This is a genomic window from Bacillus sp. CH_48 (assembly GCF_038008465.1).
Classification (GTDB): domain Bacteria; phylum Bacillota; class Bacilli; order Bacillales; family Bacillaceae_G; genus Bacillus_A; species Bacillus_A thuringiensis_S.
Genome location: NZ_JBBOZF010000001.1, coordinates 3,482,249 through 3,494,708, shown reverse-complemented (window position 1 = coordinate 3,494,708; position 12,460 = coordinate 3,482,249). Strand labels below are relative to the sequence as shown.

Below are 12,460 nucleotides of genomic sequence, written 5' to 3'. Positions count from 1 at the left end.
CTATCCTCCTAAAATATTTTTTGCTATTTCATTTGAATTACTGGCACACTGTATAGAAAGAGCTTTATTAGACATTTCTTTCACTATTTTAGAATTTGATAAAAGTTTGTTTAGACATTCCATAATTGCTTTATCCGAAACACTTTCAGCTGTACCAATATTCCATGTAGCTCCAACCTTTGCTACAGCCTTGGTTACTTCAATTTGATTTTGGGCAGTTGTAATTGTAATAGAAGGTAATCCAAGAAAGCAGCGTTCCCATGTGGTTGTTCCACCAGCTCCTATCCCTAAATCCGCTCGTACGAGAAGCTCTTCCATATTTTCTATTTGACAATAATATGAAGCGTTAGAAACACTCTTACAATAAGTTTGAATCTCCTCTTTATGCGGATTTTGGCTTCCTACCACAACGTCTATTTTTAAGTTATCTTGATTTATATTTTGTAAGGCTCTTAATGTTTTTAATGTTTCATTTGTTACATCATGCCCACCAAAAAAAATAAAAATCCTCTCAATTTCTCCTGTTCTTTTTCGTGAAAATTTCTTAGCAGCATGAAACTCTGGCCGTAATATAGCATATTTAGGCCCCAATTTTACTAATGAGTGCTCTGGTATTAAATCTTTATAGCGATCATTAGGGTTATCGTATAAATTTTGGTCTAGTAACAAATCACAGTCGTGCATTCGATTTGCAAGATCATCGATTACCATGATTTTCCTTACAGTTTTTCTTAAAGCAGACTCCCACCTATTATCTAATCCATAATGATCAACGATTAACCAATCACACTTGGGAAGTTGCGACAAAATATCATTGGTCTGCTGTGCATCAACAAACCAATGATATTTGAGCCAATTTAAATAACTCCCGTGTTCTGAACTTAAGAAATTTGTATTTTCACCATCTCCATCTAATACAAACACACAAAATCCCTTATTTAAAATATATTGATGTAAATCACCTTCTAGCTTACGACAAATGAAATATACTTGAGCACCTTTATTCCGTAACTCGTGGGCCAGTGTTAAACAACGCATAATATGACCGGTACCTATTTCAATAGATGCGTCGGCGCGAAAGGCAATTTTTTTCTCAAGCAAGATACTCCCTCCTCACTAAAAGCACTACAATTTATTAATTTATAATATCGTTTCTCTATTTAACTCATCTACTAATGATTGTTGATTTGCCCATTTCAATTTTACATGACTATTAATTTCAATAAGTTCAGGGTTTCGAAGGATGTAATCTTTTATTTGATGAAAGAATAAAGGTTTAGATTTTACATTCAGACCTCTATAAAGTTCATTGAACATATCTAAATCTGGTTGTTCATCTAATGTTAACCTCCAAGTAGGATAACAAACTGCTGGAGGAAGTTTCACTACATTGATACGAAATAAATGTGGATTATTAATAAAATAAAACGGAAGGTATTCTGCATAAGTTAAAGGTTTTGGGGTTTGTAGTAATCGTTCGATTGCCTCTAATGTAAAAATATCACCTGCTGTTCCAACAGGTAACGTACTTAACTCTGCCTGTGTATAGTCTGCACCACTTTTCAAATGTTCATCTAGTAAAAAAGTATTTATTTCAGGTGACACAGCTGGGCAATCCCCTGTAATCCGTATGACAATATTTGCATTTTCTTGTTTTGCAGCTTGGAACATGCGATCAGCGGTATTTTCTGGATCACCTCTAAAAATCTTAACTTTCCCGTCTAAATTAAATTTTTCCAAAGGGTCATCTTGTGCAATATCTGAAGTAGCAAGTATGACCTGGTGTTTTCCTGGAATAGCTAATGTATTTATAAGACATCGTTCAATGGAAGGAACTCCGTGTATTGGCAATATTGCCTTTAAAGGTAACCTAGTAGATTTTAAGCGGCAAAGTACAATTATTACTACCTTTGGAGGTTCAATAACCTCTTTTGTTATTGGGGTACCTGCAGACAAATTATATACAGCTACCTGAGGTAATAATTCCTCTGCTTCAAGCTCGGTCAGCGCATTTTCTACAACATTTAATTCCATTGTTACTTTATTAGCTGTAATAATCTCTCCTTTTTTAATGTCACCTTTTGTAACTGCTCTTAACAATTTTTGGTTTTGCAATTTTAATAACACCCCTTTCATTTAATTTTTAGCAACTCTATAAAACGAAAGAACTTTTCTCACAGCTTGTATTACATCCCACACATCAGCTTCTGTCATTTTAGGAAATAGAGGCAGCGTAATAATTTCCTCATATACATTTTCTGCTTGCGGACAAATACCTTTTCCATAACCTAATTTTTGATAAAACGGTTGCAAATGTACGGGTATATAGTGCACATTCACACCGATATTTTCTCTTTGTAATGCCTCGTAAACTTCTTTTCGATTACATTTTAATAATTTAGTATTTAAACGAATAATATAAAGGTGCCAGCTTGAATCGGTTTGAGGCAATTGCTTTGGTATGATGATTTCAGATAAACAACTAAATTCTTTATTATAAATGTCTACATATTTCTTTCGAATTTTAATAAAAGAGTCTAATTTATTTAACTGTGATAAGCCAAGAGCAGCTTGTATATCCGTTATTCTATAGTTGTAACCTAAGAATTGCATTTCATAATACCAAGGCCCATGATTTTCAAGAAGATTTCGAGGATTCTTTTCAATTCCGTGCGTACGGAATTGAAAAAGTTTTTCGTAAAACAGAGGATTATTTGTGGTAATTACCCCCCCCTCTCCGGTAGTAATATGTTTCACCGGATGAAAGCTAAACATTGTCATATCACCAATTGAACCAATCTTTTTATTTTTATATGTGGCTCCTAATGCGTGGGCTGCATCTTCAATGATAATCAAATTGTTTTCTTTTGCTATTTTTTGTATTTCTTCTAACTCTACAGGCTGCCCAGTAAAGTGTACGGGAATAATAGCCTTTGTTTTGTTTGTAATCTTTTCCTCTATAGATTTAGGACTAATGTTATATGTTCCATTGTCAATATCAGCGAATACCGGCTTTCCCCCTTGGTATAAAATACAATTTGCACTTGCTACAAATGTCATCGGAGTTGTAATTACTTCATCTCCCTCAGTTATGCCTGCTGCATAGCAGGCAGCATGCAATGCAGCTGTACCATTTGAAAAGGAAACAGCGTATTTTGCTCCCACATATTTCGCTATAGCCTCTTCAAACTGTTGAACCATTGGTCCTGTTGTTAAAAAATCCCCTTTTAATACATCTACAACAGCCTGAATATCATATTCATCAATTTGTTGCTGACCATATGGTAAATAAGTTTCTCTAACAGGCTTTCCTCCATGCATACCGAGGATTCCCCTTACCATTACTCTTTCTCCTTAGGACTAATTTTTAAAGATTTAATCCACTCTTCTGTTTTAATAACTCCATCTTCTAAAGAAACTTTTGGTTCCCAGTTTAATATTGTTTTTGCTTTTTCATAGTTACATAATAATTTTTGAATTTCACTTTGCGGATGGATATGAGTTACATGTTGAATGCTTACTTTATTTCCCGAAATCAATTCTGCTAATTTATTAATGGATATATCTTGCCCTGTTCCAGCGTTGATAATATGACCATTTGCTTTTGCAGAGTATCCTGCTGCCACAACAAAATCTGCACAATCTTCAACGTATAAAAGGTCTCTCGTTTGTTTTCCATCCCCATATATATTCAGTGGTACATTATCTAATTTATTATTTATAAAAATGGCAACAACCCCACCTTCCCCACCTGTTTTCTGGAATGGACCATACGTATTAAATGGGCGAATAACCACTACTGGTAGCTTATAAGCATAATAGTAAGATAAAACCATGTTTTCAGCAGCAATTTTTGATCCCGCATATGGAGAGGCTGGTTTAATTGGGTCTAATTCTGATATCCCTTGTATATTAGTAGCTTTATCATATACCATACAAGTACTCATAAAGACCATTTTGACATCATAATTAAGACATTGTTCTAGCAAATTAAAAGTACCTATTGTATCATTTTCAAAAGTTGCTCTAGCATCATCTATACTATCTTGAACATTGATACTCGCTGCTAAATGATAACAAAGGTCAAATGAATTATTTTCAAATAATTGAGCAACTAATTTTTTATCTTTAATATCTCCTTGAATGCATTGTTTTAAATTTAGATCGTGTGCAAACTCGGTAATATTTGCAGTAGTTGAATTTGCTAAGTTGTCTAATATCCATACTTCATGCTTATCCTGCAATAATCTCTTTACAACCCACCTACCAATAAAACCTGCACCACCAGTTACTAATATTTTCATATTTTCTCCCCTCCTGTTAATAGCTGCTGGTTTAATATTAAATTTCTAAGCTCTTCTTTTGAAATAGCATTTTGATTATCAGAACGGTAAAAGCCTGCCTTCGCCCTTTTTGCATTTTCATATTGAGTACCCTTTTTTAATGGGCTAGGAATGATAAACATATCTGGTAATTCAAAAGCCTGTAAAGATTCATCATGTGTCATAAGTTCTTCATACATTTTTTCACCCGGTTTTAAACCAATTTCTTCAATTTTAATATTCTCCTTGGACAATCCATATAACTTTGTAACTTCTTCTATCATCACTTCACTTAAATCGTTTAATGAAATAACTGGCATTTTTAATATAAAAGTTTCACCACCCTTTGCTATTTTCATTGCTTCAATTGTTAACATAGTTGCTTGGTTCAGTGTCATCATAAATCTACTCATACTAAGATCCGTTACAGTTATTTTTTGGTTTTCTTTAATTTGATTTTCAAATAAAGGAATGACAGAGCCTCTTGATCCCATCACATTTCCGAAGCGAACACTTGTAAATGTCGTTTCACTTGAACCTTTTGAATATTCCGCTGACGTAATCAATCTTTCAGCAGTCAATTTTGTTGCACCGTAATTATTTGTTGGTGAAATCGCTTTATCAGAACTTGTAAAAACTACCTTTTTTACTTTCTGAGCAATTGCCGCTTTTATTACATTTTGTGTTCCAAAAATATTGGTCAAAACTGCTTCAAACGGATTATATTCACAAAACGAAACATGCTTCATCGCGGCCACATGAAATACATAATCAATATTTTCCATCGCACTAAATACTCGATCATAATTACGAATATCCCCAATTAAATAACGAATATTTCGATTTTTATCCCTAAATTCTTCTTGTAATAAAAATTGATTGTATTCACTTCTACTAAAAACTCTTACCACTTTTGGCTTTTCCTGTAGAACATTAGAAAGAATGCTTTTTCCAATTGTTCCTGTTCCACCAATAATTAAAACATTTTTATCTTTAAAAAACATGAAAATATATACCTCCTCATATTAAAAAATAATTTTAGCAAAAAACCTCTCTTCAACTTGTTTGTAATTCCATAGGCAATCCATTTGTTGAGAGATAAACTAGTTTGCCGGATATAGAAACATACGTTTCTATTGCAAGTTTAAAATACATATTAATCATTGAAAACTGAGGATATAATCTTTTACTTCAAATATTTATAAATGGTGACGATTTTAATCTTTTTCAATTTGAATTAAATTTATTAATCTTTTTGTGCATGCTTCTTGCGGATAGTTTTCATTAATAAATTTTCTTCTTAATTCTTTTGCTAAATTTGATTGTAAAGGATTATTTAGAACCTTTTTAATCGTGCTAGTCATATCCTCCATAGAATGATTTACAAGCCAATCTAATGTATCGTAATATTTATAATCCCTTTCCTCTAATAAAGATTTATAAACAACTACAGGTATATCTAATAACATTGCCTCTAATCCCACTGTTGAATTTGAGATAACCACAAGATTTGCATGTAAAATAACATCATATATGTTTACTTCATTTGTTATATATTTAACATTAGGATATAAGTTACTTAACTTAATATATTCTCCCACTAAATTACGCCCTTTTTCCCAAGGATGTGGCTTTATAATAACCGTAATATTTTTGTCTTCCACTAACTTTTCTGTCAATTCAGTATAAAATGAAGTTTTAAATGGCTGGGTTGCAATAAAAACCACTTTTGTAGAGGGGTCTATTTTTAATTTATTAAAAAAATTCTTTTTATCCATATATACTCTATCAAAGATCTCATCATATCTGGGGTGCCCTAGTATTTCGATTTGAGATTCACTGACCCCTTTTTGAAGGTACCAATCTTCTTCATATTTCCCATATACGACCTGTTTTGTTGCGAAAACCGGAAAGTATGCTTCTTCCCCCATTACTGCACCATGCTGCAGACAATAACTCGGTATACCCTCACTACTAGAAAGAAAAGTAAGAGCTCTACTTGTTATATCTTCCGTAGTACCGACAATCACACCAGAAATATCTTGTTCTTTAAAAATAAAATGAGCCATATTAAGTTTCTCAATCATGATAGGAAGGTCGCTTAGTAATTTTTTTTGAAAAAAGAGGTTTGAAAATAGTGGGTGCTTATTAAACTTTAAAAAGATTTCTTTAGCTTTTTCTATAAAAACATGTGCGGTATTAGCAGATTTATTTATATAATCTGGTGCACAAACTGTAGGAAGACCATAGAGTTCGGTCTTTTTTGATCTAGTTAATATCTTTGTTTGATTTGGATTAAAGTGGGTAAAGTTACTTACTGAAAAACGGAGATAATCTGAATTTAGGAGGATTGCTCCATTTTGGTTTTTTCTTTTTATGTTTGATTGAAATACAGACATTATTTTTTCAAACTCTAACTGTAACTGTGTTTCTGCTATTGGCTCAATTGACAATTGCTTGTAAAAATTATTATCTTTCATTTTATTTTTTATATCTTCATCTAAATATTGATAAAAATTACTCAGTAATGGTAAAGGAATATTATAATGCTTTAACCTTGAAAAAATATTTATATACTCTAAATTTAATAGCCAGTAATTTTTCAAATAAATGTCACTCAATTTTTCACCCTCTTTTTCTTCTTAAGTCTTCCCTTAATTCTTTGCATGTTCTTTGTGGTGGTAATAATTGCACAAATTCATTTTTTTCTTCTGCAAATAACTGCGCATGTATTGAATGGGGAGTAATATAATTGATATCTAAAATTTCATCTAAGGGATAAAAATCCCAATAGTGATTTAATCTCCAAAAGAAGCGTGCATCTCCTATCCGGTAAAACTGAGGATCTTCATCCCAATAAGAATTCCACCTTTTTTCAAGAATTGGTAAAACAGATGCTCTATGCATAATAGAACAATGATCAATTGTACATGGAGCATTATTCGTAATTTTTTTTGCAGGTCTCTCAACCGTTTTAATAGGCATCTCTGTTTCATCTATATGAATCGTTTTTGATGCAGAATAAATAATTTGAACATCTTTATTCTCATCAAGATAACTAGACATCTTTTTAAGACGTTCTTCTTCATATTGATTATCATCTGTAATATAAGTTATATATTCTCCTTTAGCATGCTTAAGTGCCTCATTAATTAAAGCGGCATATCTTACTTTTTTTGTCCTTTCAGAAATATGAGCTACATTACTTTTATAAAAATGTACATTTTCATTATTTATGAATGGTTGAATCACCTTCTGGGTCATTTCATCTGAATCATCATCCATTATAAAAAGCTCGAAATCTTGAAAGGTTTGGTTTAATACACTTAATATAGACTTTTCAACAAACGCAGGCTTATTGTAACTTGTCATTATAACTGAAATTTTAGGCAAATCTCTCTCTCCTCCTTATCAATAAATACAAAAACAGTTACGTTATTATATAAATAGAAAGGACAAACCGTTCCGATAATTTTAAAAAAGGTTTCTTTATCTATAAAAAATTAATAGCAGTATTTATATTCACCCATGTCTCTTTTTTCTCCACTATAGTCCATACCATATCTATGAAAAAGTCATAAATTATTTAAGTATAAAAAAGAAAGTGTCGATAAAGCTTTAATTATTAGATTTCACTAGAAAAACACATTCAATATTCTCAATAGAGGTGAAGACTTTGCAACCCCAAATATCAATTATCCTTACTAGTTATAATAAGCCATCATTAATTAATAAAGTTATTGAAAGTGTTCTAATGCAAACTTATAAAGAATGGGAACTTTTTATTATGGATGATAACTCCTGTCCAGAAACTATAAATGTCATAAAAAATTATCTAGAGGATCCTCGAATTACTTATACGAATAGTTTTATACAAGATGATGAACGATATAAAACTACAAGATATGCAACACTTATCAATGAGGCACTACCATTAACTTGTGGGGATTATATTTGCTATTTAACAGATGATACTATATACCTTCCAAACAGATTAGCTGAAATGTTGTCTTTCTTAGAAAAACATCCTGAAATTGATGTAGTCTACTCTTCCCAATACGTAAAATATGTTGATTATAACCTACAACCTACAAATGAATTTGTGAGAGAAGCTTCGGAAATTTTATATACAGCTGCTAATGTTGTAGATCATTGTTCAATTATGCATACTAGAAGAATATTATTAAAAGTCTATGAAAAGTACTGTGGATATTGGGATACAAATCCTTTATATTGGTTTGCTGGAGATGCAATGTTTTGGAAACGCCTAAATACATTTCAACCTTTTTATCCCATTAACAAAGTGCTCGATATTACTTTTAAAACACCATTCTCTTTCCAAAACCTATATGCTAACCTCCCTTCAAAAGATTTAAATGGTATTTTATTTAGTAATTCACAAGGTAAAGTATTTTTAATTGATAACTTTAAACGCAGGCTTATTTCGAAAGATATGCTTTCTTACTTCAAATATAATCAAAATGAAATTGTCTTAATTCCCGATCCATTTATCTACAAATATACAGAAGGGCCCCCCATAACCCTTACAGAGTCAATTCCAAATCTACGGGTTGTGCAAAGTGAAAAAGGAGAGTTATTTTATATAGAAAATAATCAAAAACGTCCATTTATTGACACCATTGCATTTCGCAAATTTAAATTTTCAGTTCAAGAAATTATTAAAGTTTCACAACGTAGTTTAAATCAATTTTCAGATGGACCACCTATTTATCCAAATTTATCTCGTCACGCGGTTTTACCAGAAGGAAAAGTATTTATCTACCATCACAATTATTTCATCATGACAGATTATATGCTTCATCCCATAGATAAAGATATATTGCAAAAACTATATTTATTAAAGAACTGTATACCGATTTCAAAGACCAATTTATCCTACTTTAAGATGGGCCCTCCTATTTCATCATACCCCTCTTACCTAGCTGAAAAATACTTAGAATAGTACCAAGAAAGAGTATTATCAATAAAACAATAGAAGAAGGTTCTGAACTAAGTACTATGCTTGCCTATAGTATTGAATTAAACGAACTGTTAGAAAATGAACTAAATAAAAGTCCATATTGTTCTACTAGCATCTCCTAATAGGGTGATAGAATTTATTTAGATGATCAAAGATTCTTCTTAACTTGTAAAATAAATTATCATAAAAAGAGGACGCAAATAAAAATGCGTCCTCTTTTTATATCAAATCAAACTAATCCATTAAAATCCTTTTCATGAATCCGAATAAGTAATGTTTTTAAGAAAAACAAGATCTAACATCTTAGCTGTTACACTAAATAGATTTACATAATTCACAACTATGACAAGTATTACATATCGCTTAAGTTTCGTTACCTTTTTCTGTATATAATGATAAAAAAATTGTGAACTTTTATCGCATTATGCAAGACATTTAATATCAAATATATTACTTTTACTATGAATTAAATGTGTTTATAGGACTTTTCTAGATAAACAAGGTGCTAAATTAATTCTTAAGAAGTCATTACTATTTCATTTATCTAAAAATTGAAAAAATATGTGTAGATAGATATCATCTTAAATACATATATAATTAACTTTAATTTTCTGACAAGATTTCACATAATTCTTAAACTAATTTTTTACGTGCATTATGAAAAAAATTGCACCGTGTCAGTCTTTAAAAGATTATATATCATAACTTTAAGAGAGGAAGAAAAACTATGAAGATGAAAAGAAAAATCATTATGACAACAGCACTTGCCGCTACGTTAGCTACAGGTGCACTACCTACTACCTCGGTGTTTGCTGCAGAAAAAGAGGCTCCTATTCAACACAAAGAGGCACAATCGAGTATTCAACCTTTGGCACAAAATAATTTGGAAACAGCCGTTCAAGCTGCCTTAAATGGTCCAGAAGTCAAAAAAATTAAAGTATTTGAACATGAATTTAATGTAAAAGAAATAGAAGTAGTAAACCTAGGTGCAGGAAAAAAATATGTTAAGGGGCAAATTTCTCATCATTTAAGTTTTCGTCCAGATGATCAATTTTATTATGAGTTTACAGTACAAGATGGAAAGGTACTAGATAAACCTGTATTTAATATTGATAGAGGTGGTTGGACACCATTTGCCGCTCCACTTTTATCAATTCTTGCTGCGTATAATGGAATTCCAGTTAATCCAAATGATTTAAATACACTTGGTCAGCAAATTGGTAAAGTTATAGATGGAAGCTGGGAACATGCAGCCCAATCAATTGCAACTGTAGTTAGTCTAAGTTTTAATGAGTAGAATTTTTCAATTTTTATTAGCAGTGTAGAGATCCGCTTTTTGTAATCAGCCTTGTTATAAGAGATTCTAAAACAGCTATTAATAAATTTTTACCACTCAATCACATTATCTTGATTTGTTTACCACCTTATTATTCATTATATGTCACAAAATGGAAGTCTTTTTTAGGACTTCTGTTTTGTTTGTATTCAATGCAATAAACAGTTGTTTTTTTGGGAGGCTATACTTCGATTTTTCAATAATCCATTTGGCTATTAGAGACAATTTATAATAACAAATTATTAAAGTCTCAAATAACTTACTCCCCCTATTGTTAATTATTTTCAAATACAAAAATTTATTATCTTAGGAATGAAAAACAATAAATATAGTAAAAAATCATCTAACAATTGTTTAAAGGTCAGGAGAGAAAAAATGAACAAAATAAAAATGAGAAATTTCTTTAAAATTAGTATCCTTACTTGTATTACACTAGCAAGTTTAAGTACACCATCTACTATTTTAGCTAATAGTCATCCAGGTTACTCCTATGAATCCAATATAGGGTATCAAAATCCATCGTGGATGGCGAAAATAGAAGATTCAACAAAAATAAGTGAAATATCTATTCCAGGGACTCACGGTACAATGGCTTTACATGGAGCAAGTTTTATTGATGAAAATTTGACAAGAAATCAAACTATGAGTTTATCCCAACAATTAAATTCCGGAATTCGATATGTAGATATGCGTGTTAAACGTGTAAAAGATTCTTTTGCAATGTATCATGGTGTTGTAAATCAAAAAGCTGTGTTTGAAGATGTATTGAAAGAGACCATTCAATTTTTAAAAGCTCATCCAACAGAAACAATATTAATGCGCTTAAAAGAAGAAACTACTCCTGAAAATGGATCTCTATCATTTGAGGAGATATTTTTAAAATACAAAAACGTTAATGCTTCATATTTTTGGGATCCTAATTCCGTACAAACTTCAGATAGAAATAATCCTACTTTAGGAGATACCCGCGGGAAAATTGTAATCTTACAAAACTTTACATCCACTCAATTGTACGGGATTGATTACGAAGGTTTGAATATACAAGATAAATTTGAAATTGGAAGCGGACCAAACGAAATATATACAAAATGGATTGCGATAAAAAACCATCTACAAAATACAAATACTAACTTTAATAATGGAAAAATTTATCTCAACCATTTTAGTGGTACGGGGGGCGCAGCCGCATTTTTAAATAATGTATATCCTTGGTTTGTTGCAAGCGGAAAAGAAGGCAGAAATACTGACAGTAGTCCTAAATTGATTCAAACGAATTCCACTAATGCGTGGAGTGATTTCCCTCGCGATAGAAACGGACAAGTATACTATGGGGGGATGAATATACTTGGGACCGAATTCTTACAACAAGGCGCAATTAAACATTCTGGTATCATCGCAGCTGATTTTCCTGGTCCAGGTTTAATTGATAGTATCATTAAATTAAATGGTATACATTCAAATGAAAAAGAAATATTAATTTCGCAAATAGCATCTGAATCTAGTCCTTTATCAGGGCAACAAAATCGATCCAGCCAAAACTTTAAAATTGATAGTTTACCTGTAGGTACAAAAGAATTAAAATGGGTTATTGAGCCTTCAGAAAAAGATTATCCTTCTACTATTTCTTTCAATGTAATGATTGATGTTTCCCTGGGAATAGATTCCACTCGTTGGAAAAATATTTCACATGAATCTAAGACTGAAGCTTACACAAACACTAAATATTATATTGCAAGTCCAATTGGTGCCACTAGCAAATTCACAGTGAAAATTTACGCTATTACAAATTAGAAAAAAAGAATCCCAATGGAATTCCATTGG

Annotated in this window: 10 protein-coding genes; 3 read left to right on the top strand and 7 right to left on the bottom strand. The window is 31.4% G+C overall.

Features of this window, described 5'->3' with window-relative positions; translation table 11 throughout:
• The 7 genes from pseG to N2V92_RS17520 form a co-directional block, all read right to left on the bottom strand.
• A complete protein-coding gene (gene pseG / locus N2V92_RS17550; RefSeq protein WP_000890380.1) occupies positions 1-1,101 on the bottom strand; it encodes a UDP-2,4-diacetamido-2,4,6-trideoxy-beta-L-altropyranose hydrolase in 1,101 nt (366 codons plus the stop codon).
• A 39-nt stretch (positions 1,102-1,140) separates the two neighbouring features.
• A complete protein-coding gene (locus N2V92_RS17545; RefSeq protein ID WP_000679359.1) occupies positions 1,141-2,136 on the bottom strand; it encodes a cytidylyltransferase domain-containing protein in 996 nt (331 codons plus the stop codon).
• Complete coding sequence (pseC, locus tag N2V92_RS17540) at positions 2,137-3,342, bottom strand: UDP-4-amino-4,6-dideoxy-N-acetyl-beta-L-altrosamine transaminase (protein ID WP_000251480.1); 1,206 nt, start codon at positions 3,340-3,342, stop codon at positions 2,137-2,139. It lies immediately after the preceding gene.
• Complete coding sequence (locus N2V92_RS17535; RefSeq protein ID WP_016077411.1) at positions 3,342-4,304, bottom strand: dTDP-glucose 4,6-dehydratase; 963 nt, start codon at positions 4,302-4,304, stop codon at positions 3,342-3,344. The genes pseC and N2V92_RS17535 overlap by 1 nt, the downstream gene beginning before the upstream one ends.
• Entirely contained in the window at positions 4,301-5,326 is a 1,026-nt protein-coding gene (locus tag N2V92_RS17530; protein WP_000465155.1) for an SDR family NAD(P)-dependent oxidoreductase, read from the bottom strand. Before N2V92_RS17530 ends, N2V92_RS17535 begins: the two co-directional genes overlap by 4 nt.
• Before the next feature lie 213 nt (positions 5,327-5,539).
• Positions 5,540-6,943, bottom strand: a complete 1,404-nt coding sequence (locus N2V92_RS17525) for a CDP-glycerol glycerophosphotransferase family protein (RefSeq protein ID WP_016077409.1) — start codon at positions 6,941-6,943, stop codon at positions 5,540-5,542.
• A 4-nt stretch (positions 6,944-6,947) separates the two neighbouring features.
• Positions 6,948-7,715 (bottom strand): glycosyltransferase family 2 protein, encoded by a 768-nt coding sequence (locus N2V92_RS17520; RefSeq protein ID WP_001124407.1) that lies wholly within the window; start codon positions 7,713-7,715, stop codon positions 6,948-6,950.
• Positions 7,716-7,998: 283 nt separating this feature from the next.
• Between N2V92_RS17520 and N2V92_RS17515 the strand changes: the two genes are divergently transcribed.
• The 3 genes from N2V92_RS17515 to N2V92_RS17505 all read left to right on the top strand — a co-directional run bounded on the left by N2V92_RS17515 (position 7,999) and on the right by N2V92_RS17505 (position 12,430).
• The gene (locus N2V92_RS17515; protein ID WP_016077408.1) at positions 7,999-9,285 is read left to right on the top strand and encodes a glycosyltransferase family 2 protein; all 1,287 of its coding nucleotides are present in this window, start codon (positions 7,999-8,001) and stop codon (positions 9,283-9,285) included.
• Between the two features lie 745 nt (positions 9,286-10,030).
• Positions 10,031-10,600, top strand: a complete 570-nt coding sequence (locus N2V92_RS17510; RefSeq protein ID WP_000782791.1) for a hypothetical protein — start codon at positions 10,031-10,033, stop codon at positions 10,598-10,600.
• A gap of 414 nt (positions 10,601-11,014) precedes the next feature.
• Complete coding sequence (locus N2V92_RS17505) at positions 11,015-12,430, top strand: phosphatidylinositol-specific phospholipase C (protein WP_016077407.1); 1,416 nt, start codon at positions 11,015-11,017, stop codon at positions 12,428-12,430.
• Positions 12,431-12,460 lie beyond the last annotated feature (30 nt).

Bases quoted from the DNA above. Each gene is read 5' to 3' on its own strand.
- N2V92_RS17505 (WP_016077407.1), top strand. From the start codon at position 11,015: ATGAACAAAATAAAAATGAGAAATTTCTTTAAAATTAGTATCCTTACT.
- N2V92_RS17510 (WP_000782791.1), top strand. From the start codon at position 10,031: ATGAAGATGAAAAGAAAAATCATTATGACAACAGCACTTGCCGCTACG.
- N2V92_RS17530 (WP_000465155.1), bottom strand. From the start codon at position 5,326: ATGTTTTTTAAAGATAAAAATGTTTTAATTATTGGTGGAACAGGAACA.
- N2V92_RS17535 (WP_016077411.1), bottom strand. From the start codon at position 4,304: ATGAAAATATTAGTAACTGGTGGTGCAGGTTTTATTGGTAGGTGGGTT.
- N2V92_RS17545 (WP_000679359.1), bottom strand. From the start codon at position 2,136: ATGAAAGGGGTGTTATTAAAATTGCAAAACCAAAAATTGTTAAGAGCA.
- pseC (WP_000251480.1), bottom strand. From the start codon at position 3,342: ATGGTAAGGGGAATCCTCGGTATGCATGGAGGAAAGCCTGTTAGAGAA.